Here is a 23,152-nt window from a genome sequence, read left to right on the forward strand (position 1 = left end):
GTTTTTCAGGGTTCGGAGTGGGACCGCAGTACCCTCCCAGACCGCAGTGAGACCGCAGCACTTCAGCTCGAGCTTGTTTCGAGGGGGTCGGCCGCGGGTTGGGCGGCCGAAGAATCGTCGGTGCCGTCGTCGACGTCGTCGCCTGAGTCTCCCTCGTCCTGCCCTCCGGTGTCGAGCGCCGTGAAAGCTGCATCCAGTCGGTCTGCTGCCGACGTGAGGTCCTCCTCGAACAGGAACCCGTAGATGTCGAGGGTGATGGACGGCCGCGCGTGCCCTAGTTGGCGCTGCACCACGTAGATGTTCGCGCCCGCTCGGATGGCGGACGCCGCGTAGCAGTGCCGCAAGTCGTGCACGGTAAGCGGACCGAGCCCGGCTTTCCTCACGGCGGGGGAGAACACCCGTTTGGACCAATTGGTGCGGCGGGTGGGCTGTGATGGTCCCGACGCGTCCACGCCGCCCTGCTGGAACACGTAGGCATCTGCCGGGCGATCGGTGGTCAGCGTCTGGAGGCGCTCGGCGAGCGACTTGGGGAATGTGACCGTGCGAGGCTTCCCGGACTTGGGGGAGCCGACGTGCACGTGACCGTCCACCTCGGTAGCGCTGCGGACGATCCGCATGGTGCGCTTTGCGAAGTCGATGTCACCGACCCGCAGGCCGGCGAGTTCACCGAACCGCAGCCCGACCATGCCGAGCGTGAGGATCATGGTCCCGTCCTGCTCCGACCTGTCGTCGGCGATCTGAGTGAGGGTCCGCAGATCGGCGAGCGAGATGATCCGCAGATCCTTGTGTTCGGCGTGCGTGGCCTTGGGCAGGCGGACGTCGGCGGCGGGGTTGCGCAGCAGCCGCCCGTCCCGTGTGGCGATCTTCAGGATCTGGTTGAGGACACCCCAGCACTCGGCAATCGACGATGCGGACTGTCCGCCCTGGCGAAGCTCCGCGACCCACTGCACGATGTCGGCGTGTTCGACGTCGGCGAGGCGTACGGCGCCCCAGCGGGGTTCTACGTGCTTTCTCCAACGGTTCAGGTAGCCGCCGCGCGTCGAGGGCTTCAACTGCTCGATGTGGGCTTTCCAGGTCTCGGCGATGGCGCCCACGGTGATGGACTGCCGGTCGTTGTGGATGAACTCGCCGCGGGTGACGTCGGCGGTCTGCTCGTCGAGCCAACGTTGAGCGTCGGCTTTCTTGGCGAACGATTTGCCGACCTCGCGGCCGTCTCGGGTGACGAAGCGGGCCTGCCAGCGCATGCCCTTGCCGTGCCGCGCGGTGGGGGTGCGTTGTTCGCGGCCGTTGCTGTCGAGGATCGGGTTGCCGTCGGCGTCTCGGAGGATTTGGTGGGAGTACCACCGGTCGACGATGCCGGATCGGACGTTGCGGCGAGTGGGTGTGCGGGTGGGTGATGTGTTGGGTTGTGGTGCGTTCACACGCCCCACAATAGCGCGTCCGACTACTGGTCTGACTGCGGTCGATACAACTAGCAAATAGTGTTTGCGCAGGTAATGGCGTCGGTGACTAGTTCGGCCTGTCTCGAATTAGCGCAAGTGCCCTCTGAGCTGCGGGGTTGTCGGAGCTGGCACTTATTAGCGCAACTTTTTCTGACGGATTGAGTGATGTTGACATCGCTATTCGCCACGGTCTAGAAATATCCGCATCACCCCCTAAACGGAAACGAGACACCACCATGAACACCCCCTCGGCGACCAGCGCGCACCACCGCCTCATCACCGACATCCACCTCATCAACTCCAACACCCCCGACGACGCCCTCGTGAACCTCCACGTCGCCGCCGAATACGTCGGGCACACCGTCCCCTACATGCGGAACATGCGCGCCGACGGCCGCGGCCCTATCAGCCACCTCCGCGCGCGGCGCATCGTCTACCGACTCGGCGACCTCCGCGCCTACAACGACCGGTACGCGCAGGCCACCACCGCAGGTGGCAACTACTAGCCGCAACCCGAGCACCACCCACCAGACCGAGAACCACCCACCAGCACGCCCCGCCACCCACACCGAAGCGGGAAGGAGACCACCACACGCACAGAAGCGAGAAAGAGCGCCGTGACCGACACACAAATGCCGCTGTTCCCCCTCGACAGCGACGACACCGCTCGCCCGGCCTTCCGCGTCGGCGACATCAACCCCACACTCACCGCGGCGCACGCACGCGGCGAGAAAATCGCAGAAGCCTTCCGCGTCGCCACCACAGGATGGACCGACCACGAGACGTACGGCACCGCCGTCGAAGCCCTCACCGCCGCCGGACTGCGCCTCTGCCTCGTCTACCCACCCGACACGCTGCCCGGAAACGAGAAAACCCCCGTATCCCGGCGCCACTGCCTCACCACCGAACAGCAGACCTCGAGCGACTACACCGCCCACGGCCGCAACCTCGACGCCGTCCACCTCGCTACCGACGACCCGCAGCGCATCGCCGAGATGACCGCCGAGTTTCTCCGCCACTACCCCGGATGGACCGTTCCCGCTCTGGTGGACACCCGGAGATGAGCGGTGAGTTCCCCCAAGATAGAGGGAGCGGATTATGGGATCTACTCGTCGGAGCTTCACTGCCGAGTACAAGGCCAACGCGGTAAGTTTGGTCATCGATGATGGCCGTGCGATCGCCGAAGTTGCACGCAGTATCGGCGTTCACGAGATGACGTTGGGGAAATGGGTGAAGAAGACTCGAGACGAGGGAAACGGTGAGTCTGACCGCCCGTTGAATGAGGACGAGCGGGCGGAACTCGAGCGCCTTCGCGAAGAAGTGAAGCACGCCCGGATGGAGGTGGAGTTCGCAAAAAAAGTAGCGACCTGGTTCGCGAAAGACCCGCGGTGAAATTCGCGGCTATCGCGGACTGGGCTGAATCCGATTCATATCCGGTCACGTTCATGTGTGCTCAACTCGGCGTATCGACTTCTGGCTACTACAAGTGGCGCGGCAAGTCGCGCTCAGCTCGAGACCTCCGAGACGACGAGTTAACAGCGCTGATCGAGTACCACTACGAGCACCTCAACGGCCGTCCCGGCGTTCGGCGCATGCGTGCGGAACTCGCCGCCGGCGGCCACCGGGTCTCGCACAAGCGGGTGTGGCGGCTCATGAAGGTCGCAGGTCTGGAAGGCCGCCACCCGAAGGCGTGGAAACGCACCACCGTCGCCGGAGACAGCCCCGTTGGGGCACCTGACCTCATCGGCCGCGACTTCACGGCGGCCGAGGCGAACACCAAATGGTGCGGCGATATTACTTACGTACGGACCTGGAACGGCTGGGCGTACCTGGCCACCGTCATCGATCTGCACTCCCGGATGGTCGTCGGATGGGCCGTGGCCGACCACATGCGAACCGAGCTGGTCACCGACGCACTGGACATGGCCATCGCTCGTCGTCGACCACCCGGAAAAGTCATATTCCACAGCGATCGCGGAACTCAATACACGTCCACCGACTTCGATAAGTACTGCACGAAAAACAATATCCGACGATCATTGGGGCGCACTGGCATTTGTTTCGACAACGCGGTCGCAGAATCATTCTTCGCGAGCTACAAGAAGGAACTCATTCACACGCGCCCGTGGCCCACTCTAAAAGCACTCAAAAAGAGCACATTCACCTGGATTGAGGAGTACTACAATAGGGCCCGACGACATTCCACACTGGGCTATTTGACACCAGCCGAGTTTGAACTAGGATTCAGAGACATATACGAACTCGCCGCTTAATTGCAGTGGCCACTTTAGCGGGAACACTCCAGGAAAACTTCCCAACCTCGGCGTCCACCTGCACCCGTCCCGGCTCATCGTCGCCGACTACGACACCCCCACCCAGACCGCCGCGTTCGACAACGCCCGCCGGTTCGGAGACCGCGACGCCCACGCTGACCATCCCGGCCCCACCGTCACCACACCCGGCAAACGCGACGACAGCGGGGCATGGACACACTCGGACGGCGGGCACAGCTACTACGTCCTGCCCGACGGCGTCGACGGAGACAACGCCGACGTCCCCATCAACGGCAGTACCGAAAAGTGGGCGATCCTCGGCGGCCCCGGCAAATACGTGATGCTGCCCGGCTCACGACGCACCGAAGGCCCCTACGAATACACCGGCGCCCCCATCGACGTCGCCGGTCCGTGGATTACCCGCAAACTCGTACGCCCCACCCGCAGCGCACGCAGCACCGGAGCGCGCGGCGCACGCACAGCCTCCCCGACGACGTCCGGCGGCGGGGGAGACACACCCCTCGACCATTGGAGCCGCGCGCACCCCTGGCACGAACTGCTCACCGCCGACGGATGGACCGACACCGGACCGAGCGGATGCGGCCCCCACTGCACCCAATGGCAACACCCCGACGCCTCCTCGCCGCGCTCCGCCATCACCCACGGCGACGGCTGCACAGAGGGATACACCCCCGGCGACGACGGCGCATACCCCCTCTACATGTTCAGCGGCTCCCACCCCACCCTCGAAGCAGGCCGCGCCTACACCCGCGCGCAATACGCACTCACCGCCCGCTACGGGGGCGATTGGGCGACGTTCCACCGGGAAGAGGACACCGCCAGCTACGAAAACACCGGCCTCGCCGAGCTCACCGATTTCAGCCTCGAGGACTTCATGGCCCACCTCAGCGACCCCGCGGACACCGAACCGCAGGAGACTCCGGCTGCCGAGCCAGTGACTGCTTCCACGGTAAGCACCCCGGCGACCACCACGCCCACCACAACCTCATCGGTTGGACTTCTCGCAGGCATGACCGAAGGCGACTTCTGGGCCTCCCGCGACGTCCTCACGCACATCTACCGGTTCGCACTCGCCCGCTACGCCAGCCCTTGGGCCGTCCTCGGCGTCGTCCTCGTCCGAACCCTCTCCCGAGTCGCCTACAACGTGCAGATCCCGCCCATCGTCGGCGGTCGCGCCTCCCTCAACCTGTTCGTCGCCCTCGTCGGAGACAGCGGCACAGGCAAAGGTGCAGCCACCGCCACGGCACGCGACGCCGTGACACTCCCCGGCGCCGAAATCGAACCCCATACCCCTGGCAGCGGTGAAGGCTTCGCACGCCTCCTCGGCCACTGGACCAAAGGAACCAAATCGACCCCTGCCGAACTCATCCGCGAGTACAGCGCCATCATCGACCTCCCCGAAATCGACACACTCGCCGCCATCAGCGCGCGCGGCGGGTCCACCTATCTCTCCGAATTCCGGAAGGCATACAGCGGTGAAGCTCTCGGACGACGCAACAACTCCGACGACCGATCCGTCATCATCCCTAGCCACACCTACCGCCTCGGCGCCATCGTCGGCGTCCAACCCAACCGGTCCGCTGTACTCCTCGACGACGCAGACGGGGGCACCCCCCAACGCTTCCTGTGGCTGCCTGCCCAGTACGCCGTACCGCGCCACCCCGACCCTGCACCACCCGCCTGGCCGGACCCCATCAACCCCGTCCTCACCGCGTACCTGGACCCGGTGAAACTTCACACCGGCAACCCCGTCCACGAACTCGTACTGCCGGCCGTCGCGGTCGAACACACACGCGACATCCGCTGGCGACGCATGAATCGCGAGACCGGCAAAGACCTCGACGCACACGCCAACCTCACACGATTGAAAGTCACCGCGGCGCTCGCCATCCTCGACGGCCGCATCAACCCCACCGACGACGACTGGGACCTCGCCGCCGCCGTCCTCGCCAAATCCGACGCCACCCGCGAAGAGTGCACCAAAGCGATGCAGCAAGTCGCCCACGAAGCCAACATCAACCGCGGTAAAGCGGCAGGCATCCACGCCGTCGCACAGAACGCCATCATCGAGAAAGCTGCCACAGCGCGCGTCTCCACCAACCTCACACGGCACCTCGACGACGGCGAATGGCACTCCGCATCCGAACTCCGACGGCGCATCAAACACAGCGACAGGTCTTACGTCGGCGACGTCCTCGAACAGCTCCGCGCGCTCGGTCAGATCGAAGTGCGCGACCACCCCACACGCCCCGGCGAGCAGGTGCGCAGAACGCCCCCGAAATGACACTCACCGTGGGTGTACGCCGACGCTCCGCTGTGGGGTGTACCCGTGTACCAAGTACACCCCACGGCCGCTAGCACGCCCTTATATAAACAAATTTCTATCTATTTTCCCCTGGTCAGAGCGTTTTCGGTCGGCGGCGAATTCGAGGGTGGGGTGTACCAGGTACACGGGTACACCCCGGACGCTCGCCCTCAGGAACACCCCACGGTGAATCCATAATCCACCGCCGTTGACGCCGCCCGATTCAAATCTGGTTACCACCGCTAACGAACATGAAAGGCGCCACCATGAGCCCCGCCCCGCAGCGACCCATCCACCCCGTCATCGCCGCGCTCACCCCCGCCGAGCACGCCGCGTTCCTCCGCCGCTTCCACTCGAAAGTGCAGCCGAACCCCGACACCGGATGCCACGAATGGACAGCCGCCGCCTGCCACCTTGGCTACGGACGATTCGGCATCAACAACCGCCCCTACCTCGCCCACCGCATCGCTTGGACACTCGCGCACGGCAAAGACATCCCCGACGGCCTACAAATCGACCACCGATGCCGCAACCCCCGCTGCGTCAACCCCGACCACCTCGACGCCGTCACCCCCCGTGACAACACCCTCGCCAGCAACTCCCCCTCGGCGCTGAACGCCGCCAAACTCGCCTGCGACCGCGGACACCTCCTCATCGGCCACAACCTCATGACCGGGCCTACAGGCAAACGCCGCTGCCGCATCTGCACCAACGCCAACACGCGCCGCTACCAAGCCAGACGCCGCCTCGCCACCGAAGTAGCCGCCTACAACGCCGCCGTAGCGCGCGGCGAAACTCCCGCCCCCATTGGACCGTTCCCGCTCTGGTGGACACCCGGAGATGAGCGGTGAGTTCCCCCAAGATAGAGGGAGCGGATTATGGGATCTACTCGTCGGAGCTTCACTGCCGAGTACAAGGCCAACGCGGTAAGTTTGGTCATCGATGATGGCCGTGCGATCGCCGAAGTTGCACGCAGTATCGGCGTTCACGAGATGACGTTGGGGAAATGGGTGAAGAAGACTCGAGACGAGGGAAACGGTGAGTCTGACCGCCCGTTGAATGAGGACGAGCGGGCGGAACTCGAGCGCCTTCGCGAAGAAGTGAAGCACGCCCGGATGGAGGTGGAGTTCGCAAAAAAAGTAGCGACCTGGTTCGCGAAAGACCCGCGGTGAAATTCGCGGCTATCGCGGACTGGGCTGAATCCGATTCATATCCGGTCACGTTCATGTGTGCTCAACTCGGCGTATCGACTTCTGGCTACTACAAGTGGCGCGGCAAGTCGCGCTCAGCTCGAGACCTCCGAGACGACGAGTTAACAGCGCTGATCGAGTACCACTACGAGCACCTCAACGGCCGTCCCGGCGTTCGGCGCATGCGTGCGGAACTCGCCGCCGGCGGCCACCGGGTCTCGCACAAGCGGGTGTGGCGGCTCATGAAGGTCGCAGGTCTGGAAGGCCGCCACCCGAAGGCGTGGAAACGCACCACCGTCGCCGGAGACAGCCCCGTTGGGGCACCTGACCTCATCGGCCGCGACTTCACGGCGGCCGAGGCGAACACCAAATGGTGCGGCGATATTACTTACGTACGGACCTGGAACGGCTGGGCGTACCTGGCCACCGTCATCGATCTGCACTCCCGGATGGTCGTCGGATGGGCCGTGGCCGACCACATGCGAACCGAGCTGGTCACCGACGCACTGGACATGGCCATCGCTCGTCGTCGACCACCCGGAAAAGTCATATTCCACAGCGATCGCGGAACTCAATACACGTCCACCGACTTCGATAAGTACTGCACGAAAAACAATATCCGACGATCATTGGGGCGCACTGGCATTTGTTTCGACAACGCGGTCGCAGAATCATTCTTCGCGAGCTACAAGAAGGAACTCATTCACACGCGCCCGTGGCCCACTCTAAAAGCACTCAAAAAGAGCACATTCACCTGGATTGAGGAGTACTACAATAGGGCCCGACGACATTCCACACTGGGCTATTTGACACCAGCCGAGTTTGAACTAGGATTCAGAGACATATACGAACTCGCCGCTTAATTGCAGTGGCCACTTTAGCGGGAACACTCCACATCCGCATCCACATACGGCAGCGAGAAACCTCTACACACCCCAACCCGTAGAGCGCTCCCGCAACGCCCGCCTACGAGTCGCACAGCGCCAGAAGGGACCACACCGTGCGCATCATCGACGAACACCAGTCCCCGGATGCACGCGCAAACCAACAGCGCATCCACGACGTCCTCGCCGACGGGAAGTGGCACAGCCCCGCCGAGATCCGCCGCCACCTGCCGCACCTCACCAACCGAGAAGTCGGCAATATCCTCGCCGGTGGTGCCCAGAAACGCCCACCCTTATGGCAACGCGCCAACCTCGGCGATCGCAGCATGTACGCCGCACTCCCTCCGGAACCACCACGCCACAGGCAACGGCGTCACCCGAAGTGGCCTCCGATGAACCTGCGGATACTGCCCGAGGAAATCCACCGCCGCGCTCAACAGGTAGCCCCGCGTCATCTCAGTGACCGCACGCGCGACAAATGGGAACGCATGCAAGCTGCAGACCCCCACTTCACCCCACCGCTCCCGCTGGACACGCCACCGCCCCCGACGCCCCCTCCACCCCTCCGGCTGCCACCGCCTATCCCGCGCACCGCTACGGCAAGGCAGGGTGGCCGACGCACTCGAGCCGCACGACGCGCGCGGCACTACCGCAAACAGGCAGACCGTAACCGCCGCACCCGCACCGGCGACAGCGACGAACGCAGCGGTGACGGCCACGAACGCCCGGACGTCGCCTAACTTCGGGTTAAAGGCCGAGCGCGCGCCCCTGAGGACGCTCGGTAACCGGTGTGAATACCCCAGCGCCACAGCAAAGTTGCGCTAGATCGCGTCACACCCCAGACATACACCCACGCCGCCCACGCCGTGCCCCACGTAGCGGGCAGTGTCGAAAGTAGTTGTGCTAGTCGCGGACACACGCAGCATTACCGCAGCTCACGACCATTGGACCCGTGCGGGTCACATGGTCACCCTCGGCTCCGGGGCGGAACGCGAAGTCACCGACTGGCACCTCACCCGCTATGCGGCGTACCTCGTCGCCATGAACGGTGACCCGACCAAACCGGAGATCGCGACATGACCAGCCAGTTTGCCGCCGTCGGCACTCTGGTTGACCTTTTCCTGTGACCCCAGGAAAAGCCCGCCGGACGATCTCGCGCCGACGTCATCGTTGGTGAAGAGAAAATTTGGCGGTCGAATCCGGGTTATGTAGGAAAAAATCCGGTACAGATGCGAGTTTGCTGTAGATTACGCGCGCGCACGCCGTTATCGTGCGGGCTATGCCGAGAGCCCCCAGAGCCGAGCGCCGCCCGCTCATGTCCAAGGTGCCGCGCGTTGCCGGCGGCTACCTCTCACCCCCGCTGCCCGACAACCACGTCCTCGTGTGGCTCGCCCGAGCCGCCGCCTCTCGCACCGGATTCACCGCAGGACACCACCAGGTCCTCACCGACCCCACCCTCGCCAAGTTTCGGGACACCCTCGAGCGCCTGCACCGCAATGCGCGCGGCATCCACGCCAAACACGACGCCCCCGCAGACGACCGCCTCGCCTGGCTCATCGACGCCGCCCTCGTCGACCTCACCGACCTGTGCACCCCGCAGGAACGCCGCCGCCTCACCGTCAACCGCTACCTCTGAACAGGCAGGACACGACATGACCACTACGCAGAACGCCCGCTACGACGCCACCGAAGCCGCGAGCATCCTCACCGCACTGCTCACCGAATCCGGCATCGACGCACCCACGGTGACCAAAGTCCGCGACGAAATCAACGACATCGCCACTCAACGCAACGCGGCTCTCGCCGAGCTCGCCGACGCGCTCCGGCCCACCGACGTCGACACCCTCGCCGAAGCCATCGCCAACGGCGACCGCGCCGTCATGCAGACCATCGCCCGCGCCCTCACCCGCAAAGACGAGAAGGATTACAAGCGGCTGGTCAACCGCGTGTCCTGGATCTACGACCGCCGCGCACACGAGCGACTCCGCAAACTCGGAGACCACCTCATCACCGAGCTTCTCGCCCCCTGGATGGACCGCACCATCGCCGAGCTGGCGCCGCACGCCTCCGTGGTCGTTGAACACGGACACCGCTCCGCGCGCCTCGAATTCGATCCTCACCAGCCTTCGTACGACGAAGCTGAGCGTCTCACCGCTCAGGCACACGCGATCTGGCGGCACGCTGCAAGTCTCCGCGGTCGGGGAGTGCTGTCCGATCTGCAAGAGCAGTCGGACCCCCGCTGGCTCGCGTTCGGGGCACCGCATCGACTCGCGGACGAGAGCAAGGCGCACCGGGAGGTGTGGTGGCTGGCCTACGCCGTGACCAATGGTGCAATGCCGGGCGTCTACCCGAGCTCCACCGCGGAAGCGCGGCGACGAGCAGTGCCTGCTTAATACGGCGGATCTTCTAGGTGACGCACTGCTCTCCACTGACCGGGCAGATGAACGCGTCGTACAGCTGAGTGCACGTCTTCAGTAGCGCAGCGTGATCAGGCCAGTCCCAGCGGAGCCAACGCGCGACGCACAGAACCGTGACAGACGCGGCTCCGGCGGCTTTCGCGGCTATCGCAGCGGACTGAGCTTTCGCGCCAGTTGCCCAAGTGTCATCCACGATGAGGACATTTGAACCCTCAACTCTGTCGAGGTACTCCGGGGCAACGCTAAACCTATCGGGGACGACTTCCCGGTTCGCCGATGCCTCAGGGTTGACCGTGAGCAGGAATCGAGATGCAATCTCTGCTTCGGTTGCGACCGCCTTAGCTATGTTCACAACCGGGTGGCTGACTCCAGGCCGCTTGGCCGATGGTACAAAAGTCACAGAGTCCCACGTGACACCCACCGCCGACTGGATGCAGGACCCGTGGAGGTCGATTGCAACCCCCGCAGTCAAACAAAGATTGTCGCGACACTTTGCCACCGGCAGCTCGTACTTATATGCCTGCACGTCATGCGCCGACTGGTGCTTGTGCCCCGGATGCTGACCCTGCGCATAGAAAAGAACGACGACTCTATCCGCGAGTCGGTTTCCGAACGTATGACGTTGACTAGCGCAAGGGGCGCAGAGCTCATTCTTCGCCGGACCGCTGCAGACTCCGCAGACCCCCATCGCTCCGGGTGGATATGCGTTTCTGTAGAAGGCGCCGACGCGAGTTCTCATCAGGTTCCGCCAGTACTCGGGGGAACCTGTAACGAGCTCTACCATCCGCTCCCTGCCAGAATGCTCTCGACCGCTGCGTCCGCCTCGATTACTTCACCGATCTGCTCTATGGCCTCGTTGACGTCGTTCGCCACATAAACGCCTGGTTCTCCGATCAAGCGCCTCGCCCAATTTGTAGCCTCCACCACACGGCACGACAGGATGACCGCTCGTCCGTGGTTGACGGCTTCTCGGGCCTGAATGCGGGTACCGCTCACCTCCGTCGCTTCTACGATCACCGTGGCGAGCCCGTATGCGCTCATCACCGCGTTGCGCGCTGGAAACGACCATTTGGTTGGTGAGAAGTCCGGCATAAATTGCGAGAGAAGCATTCCATCCTTCGCGATCTCTTGCTGAAGGTCACGATTGTTGGCCGGGTATGAACGCTCGATGCCATTGCCGAGAACAGCAACTGTGCGCCCGCCCGCACGTAGCGCAGCTTCGTGTGCAACTGTGTCGATGCCCTCTGCCAAGCCGGCCACGACCGTCACGTCAAATTCGGCCAACTGGCGTGCCAATCCATCGGCGAATCGGACCCCTTCCGGTGACGCCCGCCGAGACCCAACTACCGATACCGCCACCTCTCGTGGAACCCGCCTTCCCTGAGTGAACACAATTGGCGGCATCTGATGCACGGACCTGAGTTGCTCGGGATACGAGTCGTCCATGAACGTATGGAAGTCGAACGGCGCATTGCGCCACTTAGTAACGTCTGCTCGCGCGCGTTCAAGCACGGCGTCTTCGTCACCGCCAAGTAGCGCAGCCGGATAGCGTGCATGCCATACATCGCGCGCACTTCCGTTTGTCGCAACTGCATCAGCGACATCTGACCAGCGAGCTCCCTTGGGCTGCATCCTCAGCAGCGCGAGCAGTGCAGCACGTTCCTCGTCATCCCAAGCCTTCGCGGTGGCGGAGTATGGCTCGTGAGGCCACAGCTCGCGTCCGTAAAGCCCCATCTCAACACCTCCCAACTCTCGCGTATCGAACACGTATTCGATTCTGTCAGGCGGTACCGACAACTGCCAAGGTCCCGGCGTTGTCCGCCGGTTGCCTGCAGCGCCAGCTTCCGTCTCAGCAGGACTCGGACGCACCTTACCGTGCAGCATCTAGCCGATAAGGCGGATGTGTTATGCGTGCTGCCAGCTTGGCATGGACGCGTGGAGCGCAGAATGGCTAGCTCTGCACGAGCACGAACGTACCGCCACCCCGCCACCCCCCCCTGAGCTTCTCTGATGGTGTTGTCCCGTGCCTCTGGGAACGATCCACGCGCGCCTGTACGCGCGTGTAGGCGCCCGCGAGTACGCGCGTCGTTAAGGTTCACATAGACCGCAATGAGACCGCAGTACCGGACTACATCGAACTCGACACAGGTGATCGTGGCACACAGTTGGAGGGCCAAAAATAGCCCTCCAACTGGGCATCCATCTATCGGAGTGTGAATCCGCCTGAATCCAGCAAATCGCGAGACCGCACGTTTTACACACCAGCGGTCGGGGGTTCGAAACCCTCCGCGCCCACCATCCCATGTGCGATTCCGGTGGATCGAGCCCCGCTCAGCGGGGTCGGATCCACCCGGATCTAATGTCCCGTATTCACTGCCGCGACGAGCGTCGGCAGATCGTCGGCGACGACGATCATGAGCGGCCGTTCCTTCGCGCTGCCGCTGTGCGTGACGATCAACGCCGTCGGCGGCAGTTGCCCGCCCGCGGGCGGGGACAGCTTCTTGATCGCCTGCGGCACCGTGATGGTGCGGGGCAGGTGCGCGGCCCGCTCGTGCGGTTCGGCGAACTCCAGGGCCGCTCCGACGGTCTCGCCCTCGACGATCTCGTCTGTCGCGAGACGATGCGCGAGCCAGCGGGCGATGCAGTTCGTCGTCAGCAGCCCGAGATAGGTGTCTTCCTCGTAGATCGGGAACTGCGAGTAGTCGTGGCGTCGGATCTCGTCGAGCACCCGATTCAGTGGTGTGTCCGTCTCGAACACGGCGGGTGCCCGCCTCGGCAGGACCTGCAACACCTTCGGCGGATCGATGATCCTGTCGCGCAGTCTCTCGATCGCCTCGACGACCTCCGGGACCGGATCGGCAACCGGCTTGCCCCCGTAGTAGTCCTGGTGCACGAGCGCGTTGCGCAGGTCCGCGAAGGCCCGGAGCGCGGGCAGATCGACTTGTGTGTGATGGCGCCGTGCGTACTCCTTGGCCATCCGGACGAAGCTCATGTGCTCCTCGTCCGTCTGCAGTTGCCACTTGAAGTGGTTCTCGATGGCCGTGAAGGCGGACAGGAACCGGATCGCGCCGCTCACCTCGTCCATCTCGTCTCCTTCGTGCGGAAGGGAGTCGTGGGGGGTCAGTCGCGCGGTTCCGCCGCGGTGCGGTAGGCGACGTTCAGCAACTCCACGAAGTGGTCGTCGAGTTCGTCGACCGACGAGACACTCAGCCGGTGCGTCGTCACCGTCCCCTTCTTCGGGAACGCCTCACGCAGCGTCGCGTGGTGGATGCGCCGCGGCAGATCCAGAGCCACCTCGAGACGCGAGGCGTAGACGAACGCCGCCGCGAACGGGCGGCCCCGCGACCACGAGATCTCCGACGCGTGAACGTGCTCGGTGACGTCGCCGCCGAGGTCGAGGATCATCGCGCGCACGTGCCGGAACACATCGACGGCGGCCGGATCCTTGTCGGCCAGGTAGTCGTCGATGGTCGCGTACATCGGGAGCTCCTCGAATCGGGGCAGAGTGGTCGGCTCGGTCACCGCGGCCGGCCGTATCGATCGGCGAGCTTCTCGCTCGCGGTGCGCGGTGCCGCTTCCGCCGGGGCCTCGGCTGCGTCACCACCGTCTTGCGAACCCTTGGACTTCCTACGCTCCCGCAGCTCGGCCCACACGAAATAGCCCAGACCCAGCGGAGCCATGATCCCGAACGCCAGCCACTGCAGGCCGTACGACAGGTACGGGCCCGAATCGAGCTGGGGGAGCGGGATCACGCCGAGACCGCCGGGCTGGTCGGCGTCGAGCTGCAGGTAGACGTCCTCGAGATCGAGACCGGTGACGGATGCGACCTGCGGGGCGTCGATGAAGTACACCTGCTGGTAGCCGTCGTCGACGAAGGGGGCTTTGTCCTCGACCGTTCCCTCGGACATCCGGATGCGCGCGTCGAGCGTGACGGGGCCGGACGGCGCGGGCGGGATCTCGGGGATCTCGGTGCCGCGGACCGGCCGCACGTACCCGCGGTTGACGAGGATCGTTCCGCCGGAATCGAGTGCGAACGGAGTCAGCACCTCGTAGGCCGGCTGCGACTCGACGCTGCGCAACCGCACGAGCACGTCCGACTCGGGCAGATAGGAGCCCTGCGCGAGCGCACGGCGCCACTCGTCCTCGATGGTCGGACCGTCGCCGCCCAGTAGGTCACCGACGGGAACCGGATCCTGTGCCATCGACGCAGCGATGCGACCGTTGCGGTCCTCGGTGCTCGTGTTCTTGCCCAGCTGCCACGGCGCGAGGACCGTGAAGCACGCGTAGGCGAAGCCGACGACCACCAGTGCCAGGACCAACCAGCCGGGGCGTAGGAGAAATGTCAATCGGCGCACAGATCCACGGTAGCCGGTGAGGTGCGTCTCACTGCTGCCGCACCCGCTCGAGCAGGCCCGGAACGGCGGTTTCGATCTGTTCGCGGACCTGCTCGAACTCGTCGAGAGAGCCGTAGTACGGATCGGGCACGGAATCGTCGCCGGCGTCGGGATCGAACGAACGCAGCAGCACACGGCGATCGGACGGGACACCGAGCTGCGCCAGCGCCCGCTCGTGAGTGGTGGTCATGGCGACGACGAGGTCGGCCGCCAGGTGCTCGGCACCGAGCTTCGCCGCGCAGTGACCGGTGGGATAACCGTGCCGCTGCAGCACCGCATCGGTGCGCGGATCCGCCTCGGACCCGACGTGCCAGCCGTGCGTGCCGGCGCTGCTCACCCGGACGCGCTCGTCGAGTCCTTCCCGGCGCAGGTGTTCGGCGAAGATCTTCTCGGCCATCGGCGACCGGCAGATGTTGCCGGTGCACACGAAGGTCACGTGGAAGCGGTCGTCAGCGTCCACCCGTGAGCACCTCCCGCAGTTCTTCGACCGAGGCGGTCGTCCGCGCCGCCGCACGACCCTCGGTCTCGGTCCCGTAACCCCACTCGACGAAGACCGTGGGGATGCCGAACCGGCCCGCACCGTGGATGTCGTGCTCGCGGTCGCCCACCATCACCACGCCGGTCGTGCCGCCGGCCTCGGCATCCTGCGGATCGATCCCGAGAGCGGCGAGGCTGTGCGCGACGACCTCCCACTTGTGCCGCCGGGCGCCGTCGTCGCTCGCACCCCCGATGAACTCGAAGTATCCGGTCAGACCGAAGTGGTCGAGGATCCGTTCGGCGAACGTCTGGGACTTCGACGTCGCCACCGCCAGGCGGCTACCTGCCTCACGGACGGCCTCGAGCACTGCTTCGATGCCGTCGAAGACGGCGTTCTCCGCCCAGCCGGTGGCGGAGTAGTAGTCCCGGTAGGCCGCGAGTCCCGCAGCGACCTGCTCCTCGTCGAGCCCGAGATTCTGCAGGGTGTCGCGCATGGGCGGTCCGAGCAGCCACTGCAGGTCGCCGTCCGGTGCCTCGAAGCCGGTCGTCTCGGCGGCGTGGAGGAACCCGTTGATCACCCCGGTCGCGGAATCGGTGAGCGTGCCGTCCAGATCGAAGAGGACGACGGGAGCAGGGAGCACGAGCGGCTGGGTGGCAGCGAGAACGGTCACCGGGCCATTCTCCCCGTTCGTTCGGTCTTCCGCCGCGTAGGGTCGTGCGCGTAGGAGAGAGCGGATCGGCTGGAGGTGGACGTGACGGCGGCGACGCTGCGTGAGGTGATCGACGTTCTGGAGACGGCCTACCCGCCGTCGCTGGCGGAGAGCTGGGACTCGGTGGGACTCGTCGCCGGCGACCCCGACGAGCCGGTGCGCAAGGTGCTGCTCGCCGTCGACGCGACCGCGGCTGTCGTCGACGAGGCGATCGAATGGGGCGCGCAACTGCTGCTGGTGCACCACCCGCTGCTGCTGCGCGGAGTCGACACGGTGGGCGCGCACACCCCCAAGGGCGCGCTGATCCACCGCCTCATCCGCGGCGGCTGCGCTCTGTTCACCGCGCACACCAACGCCGACCGTGCGAACCCCGGTGTCTCGGACGCCCTCGCCGGGGCGCTGGGCCTGACCGGCCTGCGACCGCTCGAGGCCAAGCCCGAACCCGCGACCGACAAGTGGGTCGTGATGGTGCCGTCCGACGCCGCCGACACGGTGCGCGCGGGACTGTTCGCAGCGGGCGCGGGTGCCCTCGGCAACTACCGCGAATGCTGCTGGTCGACCACGGGCACCGGCCAGTTCCGCCCGGTCGACGGCGCGGACCCGGCCGTCGGCTCGGTCGGCGACCTCGAACGCGTCCCCGAGGACCGGATCGAGGTCATCGCGCCGCGCCGGTCGCGCGCGGCGGTACTCGCGGCCCTGCGCGACGCGCACCCGTACGAGGAACCGGCCTTCGACATCATCGAACTCGCCGACCTGCCGAGCGATCGCGGGCTCGGCCGGGTGGGGGAGCTGCCGCAGACCCGCACGTTGCGCGAGTTCACCGCCGACGTCGCCGCCGCGCTGCCGGCCACCGAATGGGGTGTGCGCGGTGCGGGCGACCCCGACCGGCCGGTGCGGACCGTGGCGGTGTGCGGCGGATCCGGTGATTCTTTCCTCGGGCTCGCCACCGCGCAGGGGGTCGACGTCTACGTCACCGCCGACCTGCGGCACCATCCCGCCGACGAGCATCTGCGCGCCGGGGGTCCCGCGCTGGTGGACGTCGCGCACTGGGCGAGCGAGTACCCGTGGTGCGCGCAGGCCCGCGACGTCCTCGATAGGGCGTTCGCCGATCGGGACGGCTGGCAGGCGCGGGTCAGCGAGTTGCGCACCGATCCCTGGACGACCGCGGCGGGCGCGGTACGGTAATCAGCTACGACACGTCCCGCGTGGCCGCCGACTCCCGGTCCACCGACACACCATCGAAAGCAGGAACCACCCGAGTGAACGTCGAACCCACCGTGCAGGCCAAGCTGCTGTCCCTCGCCGCCGTGGACGCAGAGCTGAACCGCCTCGCGCATCGCCGTCGGACACTGCCCGAACAGCAGGAGGTGGACCGCTTGCAGACCGAGCGCAACGCGCGCAAGGACGCCGCGGTGGCCGTCGAGATCATCCTCGACGACCTCGACCGGGACATCCGGAAGCTCGAGGGCGAGATCGAGGCCGTGCGCATGCGCGCCGACCGCGACCGGTCGATGCTCCAGAGCGGCTCGGTGGGATCGAAGCAGCTCACCGAACTGCAGCACGAGCTCACCAGCCTCGAGCGTCGCCAGGCGGCACTCGAGGACGATCTGCTCGAGGTCATGGAGCGTCGTGAGGCGTCGAAGGCCGACCACGACCACGCCGGTGCGCGGGTCTCGCAGGTCGACGACCAGCTCGGCGACGCCGTCCGGGCCCGCGACGAGGCGCTCGCCGACATCGAGGTGGCCGAGCAGCGGTGCCGCAGCGACCGCGAGGCACTGCTCGCCGTCTTTCCTACGGAACTGGTGACGCTCTACGAGAAGCAGCGCGAGAAGTCCGGCATCGGCGCCGCACTGCTGCAGGCCCGCCGCTGCGGCGCGTGCCGTCTCGAACTGGACCGCGGTGAGATCGCCCGGATCGCCGCCGCACCTGCCGATCTGCTCGTCCGGTGCCCGGAGTGCGACGCGATCCTGGTTCGCACCAAGGAATCCGGACTGTGACGACGGTCGTCGTCGAAGCGGACGGTGGTTCTCGCGGGAATCCCGGACCGGCCGGTTACGGTGCCGTGGTCTTCGATGCCGACCATCGGACCGTCCTCGCCGAACGCCAGGCGAGCATCGGGCGCGCGACGAACAACGTCGCCGAGTACAAGGGTCTGATCGCCGGTCTCACGGCCGCCGCCGAGCTCGGCGCCGACGAGGTGCACGTCCGCATGGATTCCAAGCTCGTCGTCGAGCAGATGAGCGGACGGTGGCAGGTCAAACATGCCGACATGATCCCGCTGGCCGCGCAGGCACGTGAGCTCGCCGGCCGGTTCCGCAGTGTCGACTTCACGTGGATCCCGCGTGCGGAGAACGCCCACGCCGACCGGCTGGCCAACGCCGCGATGGACGCGGCGGCCGAAGCGCTGCTGGACGTCGCGTCCGACACTGTGACGCGTCCCGTGGCGCCGTCGAATGCGGGGACCGAGAACGTCGCCACCCCGCCGGCCGTGCCGGTGCCCGACCCGGCAGTTCCCGCTTCGCCCGGCTGGACCGGTGCGGTCGGGTCACCGACCCGTCTTCTGCTGCTGCGTCACGGGCAGACCTCGCTGTCGGTCGAGCGTCGCTACTCGGGGCGGGGCAACCCGGAGCTGACCGAACTCGGTCGCGACCAGGCGGTCGCCGCGGCCCGGCGACTCGGTGCCCGCGGCGGGATCACCGCCGTGCTGGCGTCACCGCTGGGGCGAGCGCGGGAGACGGCCGCTGCGGCCGCCGACGCCCTCGATCTCCCGGTGACGGTGCACGACGGGCTGATCGAGACGGATTTCGGCGACTGGGAGGGTCTCACCTTCGCCGAGGCCGCGCGTCGCGATCCCGAACTGCACCGCCGCTGGCTCGGCGACACCTCCGTGCGACCCCCGAACGGCGAGAGCTTCGACGAGGTCGCCAAGCGGATCGCCTCGGTGCGCGACGACCTGCTGACCGACTACGCCGGCTCGACCGTGCTGGTCGTCTCGCACGTCACGCCCATCAAGACGTTCCTGCAGATGGCGCTCGAGTCCGGCCCGTCGCTGCTGTACCGCCTGCACCTGGATCTCGCGTCGCTCAGCATCGCCGAGTTCTACGCGGACGGCGGCTCGTCCGTGCGGCTCGTCAACGACACCTCGCACCTGTGAACCCGTAGCGGTCGCGAAACGACAAGTGGCCGCGCAGACATGTCGGGGGGTTGCCTGCGCGGCCACTCATCAGGTCTATCTGTCGGCCGACTGAGGGTGTTACACGGTCCCGAGAAATTCTTCCGGCGGGATGTCGGGCGGTGCAGTCGGACTGGGATTCCCGGCCGGAGAACCGCTGATCGAGCCAGTCGAGGCCTTCGACGACGGCCGGGAACATGCCGATCAGATGGCCCGTCCCGGTCTTCGTCAGAACGGGTCCGACGTCGTAGCGGCGGTAGGTGACGTCGGCGCCGGCCGAGCACCACTCGTCGACCATGGGGTCGACCCCTTGGACGAGCACGAGGTCGTCGCCCGTGCTCTGCGCCACGAAGACCGGCATTGCCGGGGCGCGGTTGCTGAGTTGCTGCTCGGCGACCAGCGACGCCCACGGCTCGTCGCCGAGATGAAACCGTCGACGACCCAACCGATCCCGCCGGAGAGCAGGGATCCGTCGCCGGCTACGGCGAGGTCGCCCAGGTCGGCGGGCGGTGAACCGGCCACGGCGCCGACCACCGACAGTTCGGGGCGTACGTCGCGGCGAGTTCGGCGGCCGAGGCGGATACCATGCCGCCCTGCGAATATCCCCAGAACGCGATCGGGCCGTCGGGGTCGAGACCGCTCGGTACATCAAGCGGGTGACGGCCGCGTCGAGGACGGTTGGGGTTTTCGGGACGACGGCGGCGACCGACGATGCGGTGCGCAGGACGTCGCCGAGCGGCGCCGTCTCGAAGGCCGGAGGGGACGTGTAGAAGTCGGTATCGGACTCGGCGGTCTCCACCGTCGGTGTGGTCGCGAGGAGTGCAGCCGCGGCGATCGAGGCGAATGCTCCGGTGCGTCTGCGCATCCTGGACCTTCCGGCGGGCCGAATGTCGAGGAGGGACGCTACCTGCAGTCTGTACGCAGGTGCGATGGCCGGCGACGTGCCCTGTCAGGCCAGTCGACGCAGCGTGTTGAGGTTCCGGACGGTCGTCGTCGCCTTGTTCCGGGCCGAACCCGACTGTTTCCCCACGGCACTGTCGAGCGTCGAGCCCTTCACGACCTGCCAGTAGAGGACCCTCTTGCCTACCTCGATGCACTCGAGATTCGGATCGAGATCGTCCGACAGGGTGGCCAGCGATTCGAGTACGGCGGGATCGGAGACGAACACGACGTACGAATGCCGGTCGGCGCGTGCGTCGTCGAAGGGATACGCCTCGACGACCCGCGCGAGATACGACTGCTCGACGACGAAGGTGTAGGCCTCGTAACCGAACCGCTCGGTGAGTGCGGCCTCGATCCGGGCCTTCGCGGTGGCGGGGTCGTCCTCGGAGTCGAAGAGCACGTTGCCGGACGCGAGTACGGTGCGGACGTTCTCGAAGCCGAGGCCGACGAAGACCTTCTTCAGATCGGCCATCCGGATGCGGATGCCGCCGACGTTGATTCCGCGGAGCAGGGCCACGAGTCGCGTCATGAGTGCACCGTAGTTGGCGGCGCCGATACGCCGCGGGATAGTCTGGTCGAGCGAACGAGTCGGCCGGGCGGCCGCGGAGCAGGGAACCGGTACCGGATGGGGCCAGGCCCTGAATCGAGGAAAGTCCGGACTCCACAGAGCAGGGCGGTTGCTAACGGCAACCCGAGGTGACTCGCGGGACAGTGCCACAGAAAGCAAACCGCCTGCCGTACGGCAGGTAAGGGTGAAAGGGTGCGGTAAGAGCGCACCAGCGCCCCGGGTGACCGGGGCGGCTAGGTAAACCCCGCCCGGAGCAAGGTTGAAGGTCGCATCGCGTGCGGTGCGGCTGCGCAGGTGTTCGAGGGCTGCTCGCCCGAGCCTGCGGGTGAACCGCTCGAGGTACCCGGCGACGGTGTGCCCAGATGGATGGTCGCCACCCCGTTTCGGCGGGGGACAGGATCCGGCTTACAGGCCGGCTCGTTCGCCCGGCGTCTCCCGATCCCACCGCGTTGCTACCGGTCGGGTCAGATCGGATCGATGACCAGCAGGTGCGCCCAGTAGGAGGCCGCATCCGGACCCAGCCAGGGCAGCAACGCGTCGTAGAGGATGTAGGACATGGCGTGCTCCTTCGTTCGGACATCGAGCACATGCGCGTTCGGACATCGAGCACATGTGTGCGGCCCGACAGTACCGCGCCACGCCCGCCGACGGGTTGCCCGTACACGAGGACGTCGTTCGGGCACACTGAGACCATGAGCGACGACGGCTGGTACTACGACGTGCGTACGGGGAAGGTCTCCCAGGGCAAGGATCCGCACGCCCTCAACCGCATGGGGCCCTACCCGGATCGGGAGACCGCTCAGCGGGCGCTGGAGATCGCGGCAGAGCGGAACAAGGCGGCCGACGCCGCCGACGACGACTGGAAGAACGGTTGAGTTCGACGACGAGCACCCGGAACCGCAGGAGTTCCCGAGCATCGTGGTGACCACTCCCATCGTCGTCGCGCCGGCGATCGACTTCGCCGACGTGCGCGCCGAATTCGACCTCGTCGACGGCTTCCCGTCGGATGCCCTCGACGAGGCACGGCAGGCGGCCGACCGCTACGCGGACGTCCGCGAGGACCGCACCGACCTGCCGCTCGTGACCATCGACCCACCCGGATCGATGGATCTCGATCAGGCGCTGCACCTCGAACGCACCGACGACGGTTTCGTGCTGCACTACGCGATCGCCGACGTGTACGCACTCGTCGAACCGGGCGGCGCTCTCGACGCCGAGACACATCGTCGCGGGCAGACCTTCTACCTGCCCGACGGCTCGGTTCCGCTGCATCCACGCGAAGTGTCCGAGGGCACGGCGAGCCTGCTGCCGGACGTCGTCCGCCCCGCGGCGCTGTGGCGGATCGAGACCGACCACGGCGGGGAGCCCGTCGCGGTGAGCGTGCGGCGTGCGCTCGTCCGGTCGGTCGCGCGCATGGACTACGCCGGAGTGCAGCGCGACGCCGACGCGGACAGGTTGCATCCGTCCGTCGAGGCGTTGCCCGACTTCGGCCGGTTGCGCTCGGCCGCGGCGCTCGCGCGCGGCGCGATCGAACTGCGTCTGCCCACGCAGGACGTCGTGCCGCACGGCGACGGCTGGAGGCTGCAGATCGAACCGCGGACCGAGGCCGACGAGTGGAACTCCGAGATCTCGCTGCTCACCGGAATGTGCGCCGCGCAGATGATGATCGACGCCGGGGTCGGTCTGCTGCGCACCCTTCCCGCCGCCGATCCCGCGGCGGTCGACGGGCTGCGTCGCACCGCTCGGTCGTTGGACGTGCCGTGGCCGCCGGAGATGGGAGTCGGGTCCTTCCTCGCCGGACTCGACGCCCACGATCCGCGCACGCTCGTGTTGATGAGCGAAGCGCCGACGCTACTGCGCGGGGCGTCCTACGCCGCCTTCGACGGTGAACTGCCCGAGACCATCCTGCACGGAGCGATCGGCGCGCCCTACGCGCATGTCACCGCGCCGTTGCGCCGGTTGTCCGACCGATACGCCACCGAGGTGTGCCTCGCGGTGTCGTCGGGCCTGCCCGTCCCGGAGGCGGTGCGCGCCGAACTGTCCGCGATGCCGAAGATCATGTCGTCGACCGATTCGCTCGCCGGCAAGGTGAACCGGGCGTGCATCGACCTGACCGAGGCCGTCGTGCTCGCGCCGCGAGTGGGGGAGACCTTCGAGGCGACGGTGCTGAAGGAAGCCACCGACCGGCATGACGCCGAGGTGTTCGTCGCCTCCGAGACCGTCATCGGCCCGTGCGGCGGGGCACCCGAGGAGGGCAGCACCGTGCGGGTGCGGCTCACCCTCGCCGACCCGCAGGCCCGCAAGATCCGCTTCGACCAGGACCGGTGAGACCACGCGGCGGCGACGTCCGGTCGCTG

Annotated in this window: 25 protein-coding genes, 1 other RNA gene and 2 pseudogenes; 18 read left to right on the top strand and 10 right to left on the bottom strand. The window is 66.5% G+C overall.

What is annotated here, in order from left to right; translation table 11 throughout:
• Positions 1–62: 62 nt before the first annotated feature.
• Positions 63–1,421: a site-specific integrase gene (locus M3330_RS20650; RefSeq protein ID WP_255026184.1), complete on the bottom strand. Its 1,359-nt coding sequence runs from the start codon at positions 1,419–1,421 to the stop codon at positions 63–65.
• Positions 1,422–1,678: 257 nt separating this feature from the next.
• Between M3330_RS20650 and M3330_RS20655 the strand changes: the two genes are divergently transcribed.
• The 12 genes and pseudogenes from M3330_RS20655 (at position 1,679) to M3330_RS20705 (ending at position 10,508) form a co-directional block, all read left to right on the top strand.
• A complete protein-coding gene (locus M3330_RS20655; RefSeq protein ID WP_219129212.1) occupies positions 1,679–1,948 on the top strand; it encodes a hypothetical protein in 270 nt (89 codons plus the stop codon).
• Positions 1,949–2,059: 111 nt separating this feature from the next.
• Positions 2,060–2,506 (top strand): hypothetical protein, encoded by a 447-nt coding sequence (locus M3330_RS20660; protein ID WP_255026185.1) that lies wholly within the window; start codon positions 2,060–2,062, stop codon positions 2,504–2,506.
• A 34-nt stretch (positions 2,507–2,540) separates the two neighbouring features.
• The gene (locus M3330_RS20665) at positions 2,541–2,834 is read left to right on the top strand and encodes a transposase (protein WP_006898371.1); all 294 of its coding nucleotides are present in this window, start codon (positions 2,541–2,543) and stop codon (positions 2,832–2,834) included.
• Complete coding sequence (locus M3330_RS20670) at positions 2,831–3,715, top strand: IS3 family transposase (RefSeq protein ID WP_204650704.1); 885 nt, start codon at positions 2,831–2,833, stop codon at positions 3,713–3,715. The genes M3330_RS20665 and M3330_RS20670 overlap by 4 nt, the downstream gene beginning before the upstream one ends.
• 76 nt (positions 3,716–3,791) lie before the next feature.
• A pseudogene (locus M3330_RS24550) lies at positions 3,792–4,049 on the top strand (hypothetical protein); the annotation flags it as partial.
• Positions 4,050–4,052: 3 nt separating this feature from the next.
• Positions 4,053–6,020 (top strand): hypothetical protein, encoded by a 1,968-nt coding sequence (locus tag M3330_RS20675; RefSeq protein ID WP_255026186.1) that lies wholly within the window; start codon positions 4,053–4,055, stop codon positions 6,018–6,020.
• A gap of 287 nt (positions 6,021–6,307) precedes the next feature.
• Positions 6,308–6,892: an HNH endonuclease signature motif containing protein gene (locus M3330_RS20680; RefSeq protein WP_255026187.1), complete on the top strand. Its 585-nt coding sequence runs from the start codon at positions 6,308–6,310 to the stop codon at positions 6,890–6,892.
• Positions 6,893–6,919: 27 nt separating this feature from the next.
• On the top strand, positions 6,920–7,213 hold the full coding sequence (locus tag M3330_RS20685) for a transposase (protein WP_006898371.1): 294 nt from the start codon (positions 6,920–6,922) through the stop codon (positions 7,211–7,213).
• Positions 7,210–8,094 (top strand): IS3 family transposase, encoded by an 885-nt coding sequence (locus M3330_RS20690; protein WP_204650704.1) that lies wholly within the window; start codon positions 7,210–7,212, stop codon positions 8,092–8,094. The genes M3330_RS20685 and M3330_RS20690 overlap by 4 nt, the downstream gene beginning before the upstream one ends.
• 137 nt (positions 8,095–8,231) lie before the next feature.
• Positions 8,232–8,855 carry a hypothetical protein gene (locus M3330_RS20695; RefSeq protein WP_255026188.1) on the top strand — a complete coding sequence of 208 codons (624 nt, stop codon included), beginning with the start codon at positions 8,232–8,234 and terminating at the stop codon, positions 8,853–8,855.
• A 539-nt stretch (positions 8,856–9,394) separates the two neighbouring features.
• Positions 9,395–9,751 carry a hypothetical protein gene (locus M3330_RS20700; protein ID WP_255026189.1) on the top strand — a complete coding sequence of 119 codons (357 nt, stop codon included), beginning with the start codon at positions 9,395–9,397 and terminating at the stop codon, positions 9,749–9,751.
• 16 nt (positions 9,752–9,767) lie between these two features.
• A complete protein-coding gene (locus tag M3330_RS20705) occupies positions 9,768–10,508 on the top strand; it encodes a hypothetical protein (protein WP_255026190.1) in 741 nt (246 codons plus the stop codon).
• An 801-nt stretch (positions 10,509–11,309) separates the two neighbouring features.
• Here M3330_RS20705 and M3330_RS20710 read toward each other — a convergent pair.
• The 6 genes from M3330_RS20710 to M3330_RS20735 form a co-directional block, all read right to left on the bottom strand.
• Positions 11,310–12,299 (bottom strand): DNA-processing protein DprA, encoded by a 990-nt coding sequence (locus M3330_RS20710; RefSeq protein WP_255026191.1) that lies wholly within the window; start codon positions 12,297–12,299, stop codon positions 11,310–11,312.
• A gap of 589 nt (positions 12,300–12,888) precedes the next feature.
• Positions 12,889–13,617: a CBS domain-containing protein gene (locus tag M3330_RS20715; protein WP_255026193.1), complete on the bottom strand. Its 729-nt coding sequence runs from the start codon at positions 13,615–13,617 to the stop codon at positions 12,889–12,891.
• A 35-nt stretch (positions 13,618–13,652) separates the two neighbouring features.
• Positions 13,653–14,054 (bottom strand): DUF5655 domain-containing protein, encoded by a 402-nt coding sequence (locus tag M3330_RS20720; protein ID WP_255026194.1) that lies wholly within the window; start codon positions 14,052–14,054, stop codon positions 13,653–13,655.
• Positions 14,051–14,887 (bottom strand): SURF1 family protein, encoded by an 837-nt coding sequence (locus M3330_RS20725; protein ID WP_037216851.1) that lies wholly within the window; start codon positions 14,885–14,887, stop codon positions 14,051–14,053. The genes M3330_RS20720 and M3330_RS20725 overlap by 4 nt, the downstream gene beginning before the upstream one ends.
• A 28-nt stretch (positions 14,888–14,915) precedes the next feature.
• Entirely contained in the window at positions 14,916–15,386 is a 471-nt protein-coding gene (locus M3330_RS20730) for a low molecular weight protein-tyrosine-phosphatase (RefSeq protein WP_303627219.1), read from the bottom strand.
• The gene (locus tag M3330_RS20735; protein ID WP_006554430.1) at positions 15,376–16,074 is read right to left on the bottom strand and encodes an HAD hydrolase-like protein; all 699 of its coding nucleotides are present in this window, start codon (positions 16,072–16,074) and stop codon (positions 15,376–15,378) included. The genes M3330_RS20730 and M3330_RS20735 overlap by 11 nt, the downstream gene beginning before the upstream one ends.
• Positions 16,075–16,155: 81 nt before the next feature.
• Here M3330_RS20735 and M3330_RS20740 point away from each other — a divergent pair, with 81 nt between their 5' ends.
• The 3 genes from M3330_RS20740 (at position 16,156) to M3330_RS20750 (ending at position 19,267) form a co-directional block, all read left to right on the top strand.
• Positions 16,156–17,298: a Nif3-like dinuclear metal center hexameric protein gene (locus M3330_RS20740; protein WP_024101326.1), complete on the top strand. Its 1,143-nt coding sequence runs from the start codon at positions 16,156–16,158 to the stop codon at positions 17,296–17,298.
• A 74-nt stretch (positions 17,299–17,372) separates the two neighbouring features.
• Entirely contained in the window at positions 17,373–18,110 is a 738-nt protein-coding gene (locus M3330_RS20745) for a zinc ribbon domain-containing protein (protein WP_006554428.1), read from the top strand.
• Positions 18,107–19,267: a bifunctional RNase H/acid phosphatase gene (locus M3330_RS20750; RefSeq protein ID WP_064852527.1), complete on the top strand. Its 1,161-nt coding sequence runs from the start codon at positions 18,107–18,109 to the stop codon at positions 19,265–19,267. The genes M3330_RS20745 and M3330_RS20750 overlap by 4 nt, the downstream gene beginning before the upstream one ends.
• On the opposite strand, the gene M3330_RS20755 is transcribed toward M3330_RS20750, so the two are convergent.
• From M3330_RS20755 to M3330_RS20765, 3 genes and pseudogenes are all read right to left on the bottom strand, one after another.
• Positions 19,245–19,646 (bottom strand): lipase family protein, encoded by a 402-nt coding sequence (locus M3330_RS20755; protein WP_255026200.1) that lies wholly within the window; start codon positions 19,644–19,646, stop codon positions 19,245–19,247. The genes M3330_RS20750 and M3330_RS20755 overlap by 23 nt on opposite strands.
• Before the next feature lie 119 nt (positions 19,647–19,765).
• Positions 19,766–19,872, bottom strand: a pseudogene (locus tag M3330_RS24555) (lipase family protein); the annotation flags it as partial.
• A gap of 362 nt (positions 19,873–20,234) precedes the next feature.
• On the bottom strand, positions 20,235–20,756 hold the full coding sequence (locus M3330_RS20765) for a DUF1697 domain-containing protein (RefSeq protein WP_255026202.1): 522 nt from the start codon (positions 20,754–20,756) through the stop codon (positions 20,235–20,237).
• A gap of 55 nt (positions 20,757–20,811) precedes the next feature.
• Here M3330_RS20765 and rnpB point away from each other — a divergent pair.
• The 3 genes from rnpB (at position 20,812) to M3330_RS20780 (ending at position 23,123) form a co-directional block, all read left to right on the top strand.
• Positions 20,812–21,219: RNase P RNA component class A (gene rnpB / locus M3330_RS20770), an RNA gene on the top strand.
• A 268-nt stretch (positions 21,220–21,487) separates the two neighbouring features.
• Entirely contained in the window at positions 21,488–21,670 is a 183-nt protein-coding gene (locus M3330_RS20775; protein WP_006554424.1) for a hypothetical protein, read from the top strand.
• Positions 21,671–21,713: 43 nt separating this feature from the next.
• Positions 21,714–23,123: an RNB domain-containing ribonuclease gene (locus tag M3330_RS20780; protein WP_255026207.1), complete on the top strand. Its 1,410-nt coding sequence runs from the start codon at positions 21,714–21,716 to the stop codon at positions 23,121–23,123.
• The last annotated feature ends 29 nt before the right edge of the window (positions 23,124–23,152 follow it).

Source organism: Rhodococcus sp. GA1 (assembly GCF_024321955.1).
GTDB classification, from domain to species: Bacteria; Actinomycetota; Actinomycetes; order Mycobacteriales; family Mycobacteriaceae; genus Rhodococcus; species Rhodococcus pyridinivorans.